Source organism: Klebsiella sp. D-Nf1 (assembly GCF_002810515.1).
GTDB lineage: Bacteria > Pseudomonadota > Gammaproteobacteria > Enterobacterales > Enterobacteriaceae > Klebsiella > Klebsiella variicola.
In genome coordinates this window covers 1,970,081-1,985,232 of the sequence record NZ_PIOK01000001.1, presented here as the reverse complement: position 1 = coordinate 1,985,232, position 15,152 = coordinate 1,970,081, and the positions used below count along the sequence as shown (strand labels likewise).

General features: G+C 65.0%; 14 protein-coding genes. 1 reads left to right on the top strand and 13 read right to left on the bottom strand.

Annotated features, from left to right (window positions below; all coding sequences use genetic code 11):
• Window positions 1-332: 332 nt before the first annotated feature.
• The 4 genes from CWM54_RS09775 to nifL form a co-directional block, all read right to left on the bottom strand.
• Window positions 333-848, bottom strand: coding sequence for a nitrogen fixation protein NifQ (locus tag CWM54_RS09775; protein WP_100696858.1), 516 nt, complete (start codon window positions 846-848; stop codon window positions 333-335).
• Complete coding sequence (gene nifB, locus CWM54_RS09770; protein ID WP_100696856.1) at window positions 848-2,254, bottom strand: nitrogenase cofactor biosynthesis protein NifB; 1,407 nt, start codon at window positions 2,252-2,254, stop codon at window positions 848-850. Before nifB ends, CWM54_RS09775 begins: the two co-directional genes overlap by 1 nt.
• A gap of 164 nt (window positions 2,255-2,418) precedes the next feature.
• Window positions 2,419-3,993 (bottom strand): nif-specific transcriptional activator NifA, encoded by a 1,575-nt coding sequence (gene nifA, locus CWM54_RS09765; protein ID WP_008804120.1) that lies wholly within the window; start codon window positions 3,991-3,993, stop codon window positions 2,419-2,421.
• A complete protein-coding gene (nifL, locus tag CWM54_RS09760) occupies window positions 3,990-5,474 on the bottom strand; it encodes a nitrogen fixation negative regulator NifL (protein WP_100696854.1) in 1,485 nt (494 codons plus the stop codon). Before nifL ends, nifA begins: the two co-directional genes overlap by 4 nt.
• Window positions 5,475-5,793: 319 nt before the next feature.
• Between nifL and CWM54_RS09755 the strand changes: the two genes are divergently transcribed.
• Window positions 5,794-6,324: a flavodoxin gene (locus CWM54_RS09755; RefSeq protein WP_100696852.1), complete on the top strand. Its 531-nt coding sequence runs from the start codon at window positions 5,794-5,796 to the stop codon at window positions 6,322-6,324.
• A gap of 24 nt (window positions 6,325-6,348) precedes the next feature.
• On the opposite strand, the gene nifM is transcribed toward CWM54_RS09755, so the two are convergent.
• The 9 genes from nifM to nifE form a co-directional block, all read right to left on the bottom strand.
• A complete protein-coding gene (gene nifM / locus CWM54_RS09750) occupies window positions 6,349-7,149 on the bottom strand; it encodes a nitrogen fixation protein NifM (RefSeq protein ID WP_100696850.1) in 801 nt (266 codons plus the stop codon).
• The gene (locus CWM54_RS09745) at window positions 7,149-7,592 is read right to left on the bottom strand and encodes a nitrogen fixation protein NifZ (RefSeq protein WP_061153948.1); all 444 of its coding nucleotides are present in this window, start codon (window positions 7,590-7,592) and stop codon (window positions 7,149-7,151) included. The genes nifM and CWM54_RS09745 overlap by 1 nt, the downstream gene beginning before the upstream one ends.
• Entirely contained in the window at window positions 7,589-7,846 is a 258-nt protein-coding gene (locus CWM54_RS09740; RefSeq protein ID WP_061153949.1) for a nitrogenase-stabilizing/protective protein NifW, read from the bottom strand. The genes CWM54_RS09745 and CWM54_RS09740 overlap by 4 nt, the downstream gene beginning before the upstream one ends.
• Before the next feature lie 2 nt (window positions 7,847-7,848).
• Complete coding sequence (nifV, locus tag CWM54_RS09735; RefSeq protein ID WP_100696947.1) at window positions 7,849-8,991, bottom strand: homocitrate synthase; 1,143 nt, start codon at window positions 8,989-8,991, stop codon at window positions 7,849-7,851.
• A gap of 16 nt (window positions 8,992-9,007) precedes the next feature.
• Entirely contained in the window at window positions 9,008-10,210 is a 1,203-nt protein-coding gene (gene nifS / locus CWM54_RS09730) for a cysteine desulfurase NifS (RefSeq protein WP_100681272.1), read from the bottom strand.
• A 15-nt stretch (window positions 10,211-10,225) separates the two neighbouring features.
• Window positions 10,226-11,065, bottom strand: coding sequence for a Fe-S cluster assembly protein NifU (nifU, locus tag CWM54_RS09725; RefSeq protein WP_061153951.1), 840 nt, complete (start codon window positions 11,063-11,065; stop codon window positions 10,226-10,228).
• Window positions 11,066-11,259: 194 nt separating this feature from the next.
• Window positions 11,260-11,730: a NifB/NifX family molybdenum-iron cluster-binding protein gene (locus CWM54_RS09720; protein WP_061153952.1), complete on the bottom strand. Its 471-nt coding sequence runs from the start codon at window positions 11,728-11,730 to the stop codon at window positions 11,260-11,262.
• Window positions 11,717-13,102 (bottom strand): nitrogenase iron-molybdenum cofactor biosynthesis protein NifN, encoded by a 1,386-nt coding sequence (gene nifN / locus CWM54_RS09715; protein WP_008804130.1) that lies wholly within the window; start codon window positions 13,100-13,102, stop codon window positions 11,717-11,719. The genes CWM54_RS09720 and nifN overlap by 14 nt, the downstream gene beginning before the upstream one ends.
• A gap of 9 nt (window positions 13,103-13,111) precedes the next feature.
• Window positions 13,112-14,485, bottom strand: a complete 1,374-nt coding sequence (gene nifE / locus CWM54_RS09710) for a nitrogenase iron-molybdenum cofactor biosynthesis protein NifE (protein WP_100681270.1) — start codon at window positions 14,483-14,485, stop codon at window positions 13,112-13,114.
• Window positions 14,486-15,152: the final 667 nt, after the last annotated feature.

Genomic DNA, 15,152 nt, shown 5'->3' with positions numbered 1-15,152 from the left:
CCTCAGCCCGCATCCATGCGGGCTGCCCCGGCCTGCCGGGAACGTCTCAGCGATTTTGAGGCCGCCAGCACCGGCAGTTTCAGTAGCCCCTGATCCAGTGGTGATTTGGGGTTGTAGGCCGGGTAAGCGAAGCGCCACCCGGCAACATGTTGGACACGGAGCCTGATATATTGCCCGGCGGCGCTGCGCTTGCCGGGCCTACGGTGATGGTTAACCTTTTGATATGTAAATGGCTTTGTAGGCCGGGTAAGCGAAGCGCCACCCGGCAGAAACCCGCGTAAAGCGGTAAAACGCGTGTGTGGTTGGGTCAGCCGCAGGGGGCTGCGGCTTGTTTATAGCGGCGGCGGTTCGAAGCAGAGGCTGCGCTCCAGGCACTCGTCGCAGCTCGGCGATCGGCAGACAATCTCCCCCTGCGACTGCAGGCAGCGCTGGCGGTAAAAGAACTTTTTCCAGCGCATATGGTGGATGTTCTGCACCACCAGCTGTGGAAAGCAGTCGCTCATCAGTCGGCCCAGTTCCGCCCGCGAATCGAGTCCCAGATCCTCCCACAGATGGTTAAACGCCAGCGCCACCTCGGCGACGATCTGCGCCATCGGTTCGGCCCCCGGCGCCATCCACTCCGTCAGCCACTGTCCCAGCTGCCGACGCTCTTCGTCACGGGTGGCATTCAGCTCGGTCATCAGCCGACGGCGGCTCAGCGTCGCGCTGTCCAGCGGCGTCGCCACCTCGCCCAGCCGCTGCTGCAGCGCCCGCCATGCCGCGGGAGTTAGCCCCATCCGCAGCGGAAAGCAGCCTTTTCCGGCGTGATACAATCGCCACAGGCGAGTTAACCAGTCGACCGGCGCCATCAGGCGACTCCCTGACGCAGGCGCGATGCCGCCAGGCTCTGGCGCCGCTGCTGCCACCAGGCAGGCAGCACCTCGGCGACCGAACGCCACGCGCCGTCCACCTGCGGCTCAATGCCCTGCAATTCAAGTTGTTGCCATGGCGTATGGCCGATACGCACGCAGAACACCGCTTTCACGTCGGCGAGCAGCGCCAGCAGCGCCGCCAGTCTGGCCTCGTTCTCCTGTGGCTCACACTCCTCTTCGCCGCGGCAATATTTCGGCGTAAAGCGCTCGCCCACCAGCACCATACCGGCGGCCGACAGGCTGTAGATCGAGAAGCGGTCGGCATGGCCAAAATGACAGTCAATGACCTCGCCGTGGCGGGAGGCCACGGCCACCAGACAGGCGTCATCCGCGTCCGACTCCCCCTGCGTGGCGAGGCTGGCATGAAGTTCGGCGCGCTGGTGGAGGATGGGCAGCCAGTCGGGGAGGCTGTCCGGATCCGGCAGCCGGGTGAACTGCTGGCTGCGATCTTCGCCCAGCATGCCGATGGCGTCGGCACGGCACTGGTGGCAGTGGGTCATCTGCGGCATCTCCTCCCCGCACTGGCTGCGGATCGCGGCGAGCATCCCGGCGTCCGGCTCCGGCTGGCCGTTGAGACCAAAGACCGTGCCGTGCTCCGGTCTGGCAATCAGCGGCATAATATTGTGAATAAACGCGCCACTTTCCCGCAAACGACGGCTGACCTCAGCCATGCCGCCGTCGTTGATCCCCGGGATCAGCACCGAGTTTATCTTGACCAGCACTCCCGCGGCGGTCAGCCTGCGGACTCCTTCAAGCTGGCGGGCAATCAGGATCTCCCCGGCTTCCCGGCCGCAGTAGCGTTCGCCGTCGAGCCACAGCCAGGCATAGATTTGCCCGGCGATATCGGCATCCAGGGTATTGATGGTCACCGTGACGTGATCCACGCCGACCTCCAGCAGGCGATCGACCGCGTCGGGCAGCATCAGCCCGTTGGTCGACAGGCATAATTTGAGATCCGGAAGCTGGTCGCGGACCAGCTCCAGGGTGCGGAAGGTGCGGGTCATATTGGCCAGCGGATCGCCGGGCCCGGCTATGCCGACCACCGACAGCTGCGGGATGGCCTGGGCCACCTGGCGCACTTTCAACACCGCCTGCTCGGGGGTCAGCAGCGTCGATGACACCCCGGGACGGGATTCATTGCTGCAGTCGAATTTACGGTTGCAGTAGTTGCACTGCAGATTGCAGGCCGGAGCGACCGGGAGATGCATTCGGGCGAAACGGTGGTGCCCGCTGCGGGAGTAGCAGGGGTGCGCGGCGACCTTGTCGGCCACCCGCGGCGCTAACGCGCTGGCGTCCGCCGACTGACAGGCGTTACCGCCGGAAAAAGAAGAGCAGGAAGTCATGGTCGTACCTTCATGGTTGGGCGATACCTTCCTGCTGCAAACGACGTACCAGTGACGAATTTTTTATCTGGCTGAAAAATAAAGCGTTATCCCGCATCCCTGCGGCACAACATTGTCGCATTCCTGCCGCACTGACGACAATGTCCTGAACCTGACACCGCGGCCTACAGACGCGGCAGGGTGATATCCATGATCTGGATCCGGTAAGCGACCTGGCGCGGCGTCATCCCCAGCAGCCGTGCCGCCTTGGCCTGCACCCAGCCGGCTTTTTCCAGCGCGGCGATCAGTCGCTGGCGTTCGTCCAGGCTGTTGTCCAGCCAGCTGTCTTCTGCTGGCCCGCTGGCAGGCAGGGCTTTGGCGGGACGATCCTGGTGAGTGAAGAGGATCACGTCGCGATCGATCAGGCCACTCTCCGACATCACCGCCGAGCGTTCGAGGCAGTTCTCCAGCTCGCGAACGTTACCCGGCCAGCTGTACTCCATCAGCAGGCGGATCGCGCCCTCGCTGATCCGCAGCGTGCGCCCCTGATGCTGGCCGATTTTGCGCACCAGGAAGTGCGCCAGCTCGGCGATGTCCTCCTGACGCTCGCGCAGCGGGGGCAGGGCGATGGGCATCACGTTCAGACGATAGTAGAGATCCTCGCGGAAATGGCCCAGCCGGACCTCCTCCTCCAGGTGACGGTTGGTGGCGGCGATGATGCGGACATTCACCCGCAGGGTCTCATCGCCGCCGACCCGCTCCATCTCCCCCTCCTGGAGGATACGCAGCAGCTTGGCCTGGAACGAGGCGCTGCTTTCACCAATCTCATCGAGGAACAGGGTGCCGCCATCCGCCAGCTCAAAACGTCCTTTACGCTGACGCACCGCCCCGGTAAAGGCGCCTTTCTCATGGCCGAACAGTTCGCTTTCCAGCAGGGTGTCCGGCAGCGCCGCGCAGTTAAATTTGACGAAGGCGGCGCCAGCCCGCGGCGAATGGTGATGGATGGCATTGGCGATCAGCTCTTTCCCGGTGCCGCTTTCGCCGCGCACCAGCACGGTGGTGTCCCAGCGCGAAACCTGACGGATCACCTCCACGATCTGGCGCATCGCCGGGCTCTTGCCGACCATATTGTCAAGGCCCACCCCGCGCGACGACGAGCAGGCCGGCGGCCGTTCCACCTTCGGCGGCTGGCGGCTCGACAGGGCGGGTGAGGCCGGAAGGATCATCAGCCGGATGGTCTGGGCGACGAGGTTGGCGACGGTTTCGAGAAAACGGGTGCAGGCCGGCAGTCGCTCTTCCTGGCGCGCCATCGGTTGGGCCGCCAGCACCCCTATTGGCCGGGCGTTGGGCCCCATCAACGGTACGGCGATAAACGGCAGATCGTAATCGTAGAGGCTCAGGCGGTCGAGAAAACGCTGATCGTCGGCGACCCGGGGCAGCACCAGCGACTGCCCCTGGGCCAGCACGGTCCCCACCAGTCCCTCGCCGGGGCGATAGCGGATCTGCGTGCTGCCGGGGAGGGGCTGCTGGCCGGTTTGCTGCAGCGCTTCGATACTGAGGATCTCCTGCTCGCTGTCGTACAGGCAGATCATCCCGTGCTGCATAAAAGCATCGTTGTGCAATACGCTGAGCACCTCCTGCAGCGTTTTGCTGGCCTCGGTGGCCCGGCTCAGCACCACGCTTATCCGCTGCATGGCGGTGAACTGCTGAGAGAGATCGAAGCGTCTGACGGTGGTGTCCGGGTCGGATTCAGGGATCATGCTTCACCTCCGGTCAGGGTGTTAAACAGCGGGAAACGCAGGGTCAGGCAGGTGCCGCCCTGCGGTCGGGAAGCCAGCTCAATGGCCCCGCGATGGTGCGCCACCAGGGTCTGGATCAGCCGCAACTCCATGCCTTTGCCCGGCGAGTTCAGCGCGTCGGGGGAGTGGGCGTAGCGCACCTGCAGCAGCGGCACGTTGTCAGTCAGGTACAGCGACAGCCAGCCGTCGTTCTCCTCGGCATAGAGCTGCATCGCCAGCGGCACAGAGGGCAATTCGGCGGCGAGGGCCAGGGTGCGGTCGAGCCACAGGCTTAAGCACGCCAGCAGCGGGGTGCGCTGGCCAAAGCCGATCAGATGCGGTGAGGCCATATCAACCTGCAGCCCGTCGGGATCGAAGCGGGTACGGTAGAGGGCGCACAGATCGTCGAAAAAGGGCTGCAGCGGCCAGACGGCGGGGTTTTCGAGATCCAGCGAGGGGCGACAACGCTGGAGCCGCGCCATCGCCTCTTCCCCTTCACGCCAGGCGGCCTCCAGCGCCACATTCCCGCTTCCCTCGCCGTTCAGCCGACGGGCTGCCGCCAGCATATTAATCGGGCAGTTCAGCTGGATAAGCGCGGCGTCCAGCGACTCGCGGATCGCCGCCAGCAGCTTGCCGGCAGTCATTTGCTGCTTCAGCCGGTCAAGGCGCCCTTGCTCCTGCTGCTGACGCTGCTGGGTACAGTCGGCGATCACCACCAGGGTCCGCGCCAGCGCGCTGTCGATAAAGTAGCGGCTGGCCTCCTCACTGACGCCGGGCAACGGCCAGCAGGTCACCGACAGCCAGCGCGCGGCCCCGCGCAGCGCTACCGGCAGGATCGCCTCCACGCCGGGCGTCATCCGGCCAGGGGAGAGCTGCAGCTCGGTGAGCAGCTCCCGGCCGCCGCAGTCAGCGCAGAAGGTTTTATAGGCGAGGTTGTCCATCACCACCCGATCCTGCTCGTCCACCACCACCACGGCGGCGGGGATATTATTCAGCACCGCCTCCATCAGGGTCATATGGTTGCGCAGCCGTTGTTCGAGGGTGTAGCTGACGCTGATATCCCGCTGCATCGCCAGATAATGCTCCAGTTCCCCTTGCGGGCTAAGCACCGGGGTGATGTCAATCTCCACCAGGTACAGGCCGCCGTCCCGACGCTGATTAATCAGCTGACCGCGCCAGGGCTGACGCTGGAGCAGGGTATGCCACATCTCCTGATAGATCTCGCGCGGCGTCTGGCTGCTGGCCAGCAGGCGCGGGTTCTGGTTTAACAATTGCGCCAGTGAATAGCCGGTCTGGCGGCAAAACGCCGGGTTGGCGTAAATGATCCTGGCGCTGGCATCGGTGAGGGAGATGGCCACCGAGGCCTGTTCCACCATGGTAAAAAACAGCCCCGGATGTTGTTGAGTCAGCGCGCCGGCGATGGCCTCCGGCGCGGCGTTATCGAGCATCATATTCAGGGTCATCGCAAACTCCTGTGTCGCAGTTATGACAAATTGTCCGACACCGTGCGCAAAACGCGGCGGGGTAAGCCGAACCCGGATAACCATGCAAAGTGTGCGCCCTTATCGGAACGACCACGCGAAACATTGATCCGACAGGGGGAAAATTCACGGATTTTTACCTTTCGCCCCGCCGGGTGCGCCTTTGGCGCGCGGCATTGTGAGGCGAAGCGATCCTGATGGGGCAGGGATGGGCCGTCGCGGTGCAGGGCAACCTGGCACAGCCTTCGCAATACCTCTGTCGTCATTCCTTTTTTCAACACCATTCCGACAGGAGCGTACTATGGCGAACATTGGCATTTTCTTTGGTACCGACACCGGTAAAACCCGCAAGATCGCGAAACTGATCCACAAGCAGCTGGGGGAGGCCGCCGCCGCCCCGGTCAATATCAACCGCGCCACGCTGGAGGACCTGCTGGCCTACCCGGCCCTGCTGCTGGGGACGCCGACGCTGGGCGACGGCCAGCTGCCGGGCCTTGAGGCCGGGGGCGAGAGCGAGTCGTGGGCCGAGTTTATCCGCAACCTCGGCGACGTCAGCCTGCAGGGAAAAACGGTGGCGCTGTTTGGTCTCGGCGATCAGCGTGGCTATCCAGATAACTTCGCCAGCGGGCTACGGCCGCTGTACGACGCCCTGCGTGCCCGCGGGGCGACGATGATCGGCAGCTGGCCGAACGAGGGGTATGAGTTCAGCGCCTCATCGGCGCTGGAGGGGGATCGCTTTGTCGGGCTGGTGCTGGACCAGGATAACCAGTTCGACGAGACCGACGCGCGTCTGGCGACCTGGCTTGAGGAGATTAAACCGCATCTGTTGTAGGCGCGATGGCGGGTAGCCTGTCGGCTACCCGCACAGCCCCGGCTGGCGCGCTAACATCTCGGCCAGCCACTGGCGCTGGTGGCGGCGCTGGCTCTGTTGACTGAGGTAATCGCGGGCGCTTTCCAGCGCCTGCTCAGGCGTCATCGGCGCGGCAGGGCGAATGGCCTCACACCAGATCAGATGCCAGCCGAGCTCACTGGCCACCGGCGCGCTCAGCGCATTTTCCGCCAGCGCAAACAGCGCCTCCTCCAGCTGCGGATAGAGCAGCCCCCGGCCGATCCAGCCCAGCAGTCCGCCGTCCAGCGCGCTCGGGCAGTGGGAGTGTCGCTGGGCCAGCGGCGCAAACGCCTCACGAGAGGCTTCGATTTGCCCATGAAGCTCCCGTATGCGCGAGTAAACCGCCTGGTCGTCGCCATCGACGGTGAGCAGCAGATGGCGGGTCAGGCGCTGTTCCGGGCGCATAAACTGCGCCTGATGCCGCAGATACCAGGCCTGCACCGTGGCGGGATCCGGCCGCGGCGCCTGGCTGGCAATCCCGGCGAAGGCGGTTTCCAGCCGGGCGTGGTGCAGGACGATCGCCGCCCGCTCCGCTGGCGTAAATCCTCCCTCATCCAGCCAGGCGCCCAGCGAAGTGGTGAGGCCCTCCAGCAGCGCGGCGGGGATCGCCTCCGGCGCAATCTGAGCGACGATGAGCTGCTCCATCTGGGCCTGGCGCTGCCAGGCCGCCTCGAAGGCCTGCCGGTCGACCGCGTCGATGGCCGCCGGCTCGCAGTTCCAGCGGCTCTGCGCCAGCCGCTGCCGGCCAAATCGTTGCCATGGCTCCATTATTCTTCCTCCTCTGCCAGCGCCAGCGCGCTTACCGGGACCTGGAACCAGCGGCCGCCGAAGTCGACGATATAGCCGTCGCCATGCTCGCCCCGGTCGGTGGCTTCGATGCGCCCCAACTGCCCGACGCTGACCACCATCTCGCCCTGCATCGCCAGCGCCGTCTGACAGATTACGCTATCGCCATACTGCAGATTGCCGGCCAGCCAGGGTCGATCGCCGGCAATCAGCTCCTGTTCGCGGCAGCCGACCACCCGGTCGCAGTCCGGGAAGTGGATCTGGTAGATGATCTGGTCCTGCAAGAATACCCCCCAGTCGCGGACATAGCCGATGCTGCCCCGGCGCACCAGCAGGGCGCCGGACGGCAGGCCCGCATAGGTGCCATCGTTACGGATGGCGCGCACGACGCGGACCGCTTCGCTAAAGGTAAATTGGGGTCTCATGGCGTGTTCTCCTCGAACTGTTGCTGATAACTCTCCGCCAGCAGTCGGCGCGCCAGCAGCCAGTGCGCGCGCGGGTTCTCCTCCAGCTGGTTGAGCAGAGGCACTTCCGCCTTCAGCTTGCGGTGAAAGGTGGCCAGCACCGGCAGGCTGCAGTGCGCCAGGCGCTCGGGCTGGTAGGGAACGGCGAAAAACTGAAAGAACGCATCGGCGGAGCGCAGGTCGCCCACGCCGGGGATCTGATAAAACCACTCCATACTCACCCCCTGGCCTGCAGCGTCTCGGCGCCGCAGAGCGCGTGGTAGATTGCCGCCAGCTCATCATCCCGCGGGCTGCGTTTGCCGTTTTCGGCAAAGCGACGGAGCGCTGGCAGCAGCTGGTCAATTTGCGCTGACGTCAGGTGATAGCCCATTCGATCGAAGACGCCGTTAACCGCCTGGCGACCGGAGTGTTTGCCCAGCACCAGCCGATAGCCGCGGCCCAGCAGGGCGGGGTCGATTGCCTGATAGCTCTCGCTGTCGCGCAGCAGCGCCGCAACATGCACGCCGGATTCGTGGGTAAAAACCAGCTCGCCCACCAGCGGCTGCTGGGGATCCACCGGGCGGCGGGTGGCAAGGGCCACCCGCTCGCACAGCGCCGGCAGGGCGGTGAAACGCACGCCGGTCTCGACGCCCAGGCAGCGCTCCAGCCCGAGCGCCACGGTCTCCAGCGCCGCGTTGCCCGCGCGTTCGCCCAGGCCCAGCACGGTGGTGTTGACGCTGGTGGCCCCGGCGCGCACCGCCGCCAGGGTGTTGGCGGTGGCCAGACCCAGATCGTTATGGGCGTGCATTTCGAGTTCGCCGGGCCAGACGCGGCGCAGGGCGGCGATCTGCGCCGTGGTGGTGAACGGGTCGAGGATACCGACGGTATCGGCATAGCGCAGACGGGTGGCTCCCGCCTCCCGGGCCAGGCGGGCAATATCCTGCAGCGTCGCGTCGCTGGCTCGCGAAGCGTCCTCACAGCCAATGCAGACCTTCAGGCCAAGGGTGTGGGCGAGGTGGATCAGGGCCGCCAGCCGCTCCAGCAGCAGCGGTAAGCCTTCGCGCAGTTTGTACTGTCGCAGCTTGTCGGAGGCGGGGATGGAGATATCCACCCAGTCCATGCCCAGGTCGGCGCTCTGGCGAATTTCTCCCGCCTGCATCCGGCACCAGGTCATCAGCGTGGCGCCCGGGAGCTGTCGGCGCACCTGCCGGATGCGGGCGCACTCCTCCTCGCCCATCGCCGGGGTGCCGACCTCCATGGCCTCGATCCCCGCCGCGTACAGCGCCTCGGCGATAGCGATCTTTTCGCTGGCCTGAAAGGCCACGCCGGGGCTCTGTTCACCATCGCGCAGGGTGGTGTCGTTAATCAGTACGCGTCCCATCATTGTCTCCCCCGCCTTAGCCGTAGACCGGCGTGAAGGCGCCATCCTGCAGGTGCGGCTGACCCTGTCGCCAGTAAGGCGACAGGGCGCGCAGCCGGTCGATAACCGACGGCAGGGTGGCGATGACGTAGTCGATCTCTTTTTCCCGGGTATAGCGTGAGAGGGAGAAGCGGATGGTGCCGTGGGCCGCGGTGTAGGGGATATTCATCGCCCGCATGACGTGCGACGGCTCCAGCGAGCCGGAGGTGCAGGCGCTGCCGCTGGAGGCGGCGATCCCGGCCTGATTCATCAGCAGCAGGATTGCCTCACCCTCGATACACTCGAAGGCCAGATTGAGGGTGCCGGGCACCCGCGGCTGGCTGCCGCCCATCACCGTCACCGCCGGGATAGTGGCCTGGAGATGCTGTTCAAGACGATCGCGCAGCTGGCTAATCTGCGCCATGCCCGGCAGATGAACCTGCGCCAGCTCGCTGGCGGCGCCCATCCCGACAATGCCGCTGATATTTTCCGTACCGGCCCGCCGACCATGCGCCTGGTGGCCGCCGCGCAGCAGCGGGCGAAAACGCGTTCCCCGCCGTAGCCAGAGGCAGCCCACCCCTTTGGGGCCGTGGAATTTATGCGCCGAGCAGGAGAGCATATCGATCCGCGTCTGGCTGAGCGCCATCGGGATTTTGCCCACCACCTGCACCGCGTCGCAGTGAAACAGCGCGCCCTGCTCATGAGCCAGCTCTGCCAGTTCGGGCACCGGGAACATGACGCCGGTTTCGTTATTGGCCCACATGATGCTGACCAGCGCCACGCGCGGACTAAGTGCCGCCCGAAACTGCGCCATATCCAGGGCGCCCTGCTGATCCACGGCGATACGGTGGATCAGGTATCCCTGACGCTCCAGCTGCTCACACACCGCCAGTGTGGCGGGATGTTCGACCGCGCTGGTGATGATCTCGCGCCGCTCCGGCATCAGGGCCACCGCCGAGGCGATGGCGGTGGTGGTGGCCTCGGTGGCGCAGGAGGTAAAGATGATCTCGCTGGGGTAGTCGGCCCCGAGCAGGGTGGCCACCTGCTGGTGCGCCCGTTCAAGGGCCGCCTGCGCCGGCAGACCAAAATCGTGTATCGACGAAGGGTTGCCGTAAAAGTCGGTCAAAAAGGGCATCATCGCGTCGAGAACCATCGGGTCGAGACGGGTGGTGGCGTTGTTATCAAGATAAACAGGTTTCATCGTATCCCCCTTGGGTTAGTTAACCGCGGCCGGGGCCGCCACCACGTCCATGTAACTTCCGGTACGCTCCATCAGCTTTTGCTGCAGCCAGGCGAGGGTCATGTCGGTCATCATGCAGCCGCTGCAGCTGCCGGAGAGGCTGACGGTCACCTGACGCGGGGTGACGTTGAGCAACGTCATGTCGCCACCGTCGGCCTGAATGTGCGGACGCAGTTCGTTGATGGTATCGACCACGCTTTGCCAGTGCGCATCGTGGGCCGTCTCCGCTGGCAGGGGCGCTGGCGGCTGTTGGGCGAGGATCGCCGCCAGCGCCAGCTCAATTTTTTCATGGCAGGCGGTGCAGCCGCCGCCGGCTTTGGTGTAGTTGATCACTTCCTCGAGGGTGGTCAGGCCGTTGTTCACCACGGCCCGGCGAATATGTCCTTCGTCGACGCCGAAGCATTTACAGATCAGCTTGCCCTCCTCATGCTCCTCCTCAAGGCTTTCGCCGCGAAAATGGGCGATGGCCGCACGCAGCGCTTCCTGGCCCATCACCGAGCAGTGCATTTTTTCCGGTGGCAGACCGTCGAGGTAGTCGGCGATCTGCTGGTTGGTGATCTGCCCGGCTTCGGTCAGGGTGTGGCCGATAATCAGCTCCGTCAGCGCGGAAGAGGAGGCGATGGCGCTGCCGCAGCCGAAGGTCTGGAAGCCCGCCTCCTCGATGATCTCGGTCTGCGGATCAACCCGCAGCATCAGGCGCAGCGCATCGCCGCAGCTTAATGAACCCACATCGCCCACCGCGTTGGCGTTGTCGACCACGCGCGCGTTGCGGGGATGAAAAAAATGGTCTTTCACTTTCTCGGAGTAGTTCCACATGCTGTCAGCTCCAGGGATGATGACGAAAACGCCGGGGCGCGGTACACCGCAGACTGGCGGTGGTACTGACCCCCAAGCAATTGCGATACCAACGCATAAAAACCTTATTTGTTAATGACCTGGTGGGTTAACCGCCCCCGACAGGGCCGACACTGTTGTGGCGTTTTGTGGGCTTTGTCACATAAACGACAGGATCAGGGGAGCGGGTCGGGCTCCTCCCGCCACGCTTGCTCCTCCAGCAGGCGGTTAAAGCGCTGCGGATCGCGTTGCCGCGCGCTGCGGCGCTGCGCTTTTTCATACCAGGAAAGCTGGATCTCCTGCAGCAAGCCGAGGATGGTGGTCTGGTCGGGGACGCGTTCGGCGCGGACGCCCACCTGCAGCAACTGGCGAAAAACCGCCTCGCCAATCGCCACGCAGAACAGGGTGACGCAATCCTCAAGGGCGTGGATGCGCTCGGCTATCTTCTCGGTCTGGTGACCGCTGGCGACCGGGAACTCCACCACCCGCAGCAGGGTGACCCGGTCGGCTTTGACGCCGTAGACCACCAGCCGCGGCGTGGCGCCGAAATGCTGATCGACGTGGCGGTAATCGGAGCTGGCGAAGGCGACTTTCATCGACCACTCGTCGGCGTGGACCATATCAAACTGACGGTTAATGGGCGGCATAAGCGTCTCCTGAAGCCGGCTGGGGGTCGGCGCCCTGGCGAAGCGGCGAGCGGTAGAGGGCGGTGTGGTGATGGCGGTCGCGCAGCAGATTGGCCAGCTCAAACAGCGTATCTCGCATACCGGCGTACCCCTGGCGGACGCGACGAAACTCACCGAGCCGGTCGAAGAGGGGAAAACCGACGCGGATCAGCGGCAGGGCAAACTGCTCCGCCAGATCGCGGGCGTGAGAGTTAGCCACCAGCAGATCGGCGGGTTGGTGGCTCAGCAGCTGCTGCAGATCCTCAAGATCCCCCGGCACGACCTGCTCGACCGGCAGCTGGCGCAGGCTGGGGTGGCTGGTGGGGGCGACCAGCGGGCCGGGCTGCATCCCCTGGCTGCGGGCGAAATCACACCACGCCGCCAGCAGGTCGCCCTCAGCCGCCATCGCCATGCGCTGGCCCTGAAGCCACATATGGCAGTCGATCATCGCATCCTGCAGCTGGCCACGCTGGCGCTCAATCCAGGCCGGTACGCGGCGTCCGGACATCTTCGCCAGCTGATGGATAAAGGTATCGCAATGGTCGAGGGTCATCAGATGCGGCAGGGCGATCACGTCGCCGCGGCTGCGTTGGGTCAGGAGCGATGCCGCCCGCTGGAGCGACACGCCAATGGCGAAGCTGCCCAGACTCTGGCCCATCTGGGCAATCTGGCGCAGCGAGGCGCCGCCCTGGGTCAGGGGCGTAAAATCCCCTTCACCGAGGTGGCCATCCATTGACTGCGAGAGGTCCGGCAGGATCACCGGCTGCAGGCCAAAGGCCTCCACGCAGCGGCCCAGCCATTCGATATCCCCTGGCGAACAGAGGTGGCTGACCAGCAGGTTGACCCGCCGGGGCCGCTGCCCCGGACGCGGCGTCGGCGCGACCCACTGCTCGATCACGCTCTCGATCACCGCGCTGTAGCCGTTTTCCATCGAGCCAAAAAAATCCGGGGTATTGACGGTGAGGATCGCCACGCCGTTATGGCGCGGATGCGCCTCACGAAACTGGCGCACCACCCGGGCGATATCGCTGCCCTGCGCTTCCGCCAGACCGGTGCTGAGCAGCACGATGGCCTGCGGGCTGTGGCGCTGGCAGAGGGTGTCGAGCGCGGTGAAGATATTGCCGTCGGCCCCCATGATCGTGGCGGTCGGATCCATAGCCGTCGACTGCAGCGGCACCGGGTCATGGAAATGCTGAATAAAGAAAACTTTGGCGAAGGCGCTGCAGCCCTGGGCGCCGTGGACCAGCGGGATGGCCTGGGCCAGCCCGAGGCTGGCGAGGATTGCCCCGAGCGGTTGCCCGGTTTTAATCGGGCTCACCGCCAGCGGTTTTTCACTGCGGATAATATCTGCCATGGTGTTCTCCTAGCGCCACGGGGCGCGGGCATGCGTTTGCGGCCAGACGGGGCTGGCGAGGGTCAGACAGAGCTGGCGGGCGAGGGTGATGATGCCCTGATAGCCGGCGTAGGCGTGCTCGCGCTCCTGATTGATATCGAGAAACGGCAGCCGGGCTTTCCAGGCGGTGTACATATTGCGCCCGCCGGCGATCATCAGGTCCGCCTGATAGCGGTACACCACGTCGAGCAGGGTGCGGGCATTGCCCTCCTCAAGCATCACCGCCTCGTCGCCCATCAGCTCACGGATCCGCTGTTTGTCCTCCTCGGTGGATTTCCGCGTGCCGGTGGCCACCACGGTCATGCCGAGATCCTGCAGGGCCGATACCACCGACCAGGATTTCACGCCGCCGGTATAGAGCAGCACTTTGCGCCCGCGGAGCTGCTCACGCCACGGCGCAAGGGCCTGCTCCGCCGCCTGCTCTTCGCGGGCGATTAGCGCGTCGGTGCGGCGGCGCAGGTCGTCATCCCCCAGCAGCGTCGCCAGCTGGCGCAAGGCGTCGGAGGTGGCGCGGATCCCGTAGAAGCTGCCTTCAAACCACGGCGTGCCGTAGCGCAGCTCCAGCCCCCGGGCGACGTTGATCAGCGCGCGCGAGCACACCAGCATATTGGCCTGCGCCCGGTGCAGGGTCTGGATCTCGGCAAAGCGGCCGTCGCCGGAGAGGCTGCCGAGGACGCGGATCCCCAGCTCGTCGAGCAGCGGCTGGACCTGCCAGAACTCGCCGGCGATATTGAATTCGCCAATCAGGCCGATATCGTGGCGCTGGGCCGGGGCAAAGGGCGTGTTGTCCGGCCACGGGGCCGGTTCGCGCTGGCCAATCACCTGCCTGAGCATCACGTCGCCCGCCATTCGGTTGCCAAGATTTTTACTGCCGTAGAAACCGGCGGCGTCAATGGCGATGACCGGGACGCCGGTGGCGGTCTGTGCGGCCTGGCAGACCGCCTCGATGTCATCGCCCTCCATCGCCGGTACGCAGGTGTTGTAGATAAAGACCGCCGCCGGATGATAGCGGTCGACGATGTGACGCACGGCGTGGAACAGGCGGCGTTCGCCGCGGCCCATAATCACATCCTGTTCGTTAAGATCGGTGGTAAAGCCGAGCCGGTTGAGGGCCGGGCCGGCGCTGACGCTGCCGCGGTTATCCCACGAGCTGCCCGCGCAGCCGATGGGGCCGTGCACCAGGTGCGCGACGTCGGCGATGGGCAGGAGCGTTATCTGCGCGCCGTCGAAGGCGCAGCCGCCGGCGGTAGCGCCGGGCTTAGGAGCGCTGCAGCCGGATTTTTGCTTCTGGTTGTGCTCGCAGGCGGGTTCGTCCAGCAGCGCCAGAATTTCCTTTCCCTTCATAGTGACCTCGTTGACGGTGGGAGACCGGAGAGGTGATGCAATTCGCGCTCCAGGGAGAGGGGGATTGATTTTTAAGGAAAAAGGGTTGTGGGTTTTGCGACAAAGGCAACAATCGGACAGGGGGAGGCATGATTTATCGCGCTGATAACTGGATTTACCGCGACAGTATTGCCGCATATTGGCGAATGACGGGAGGCGACGATAAGGTGGAATATTCCGTTCACCGACCTTCCTCACTATTTCATTGCGCCCTCTGCGGGTGAACGGCATGGGGGGCGTTTCGCCCGCCCCCCATGACCCCCCGCATGGCGCTGAAAATTGCCGCTGCGCGGTCCGCTCCACTCCGGCTTCATCTGGCGGAACGGGCGGACTCGACATCCTTGTCTCGACCGCCCTCTGGCCGCCGTCCTGGCGGCCAGTCCTGGATGCGCGCCTGCGTTCTCGCCAATTTTCCTGATGCGCCCAACCCCCCCGCTGTCACTTTTGTCCCTGTCCTGCGGCGCTTGCCTTGCTGAAAGAAAGGATGCCCCTGCGGGGGCAAAAAAAAGCCCGCGGGGTCGGCGGGCAACAAGCACAACATTTCCTGATGCGCCCAACCCCCCGCTGTTACTTTTGTCCCTGTCCTGCGGCGCTTGCCTTGCTGAAAGAAAGGATGTCCCCTGCAGGG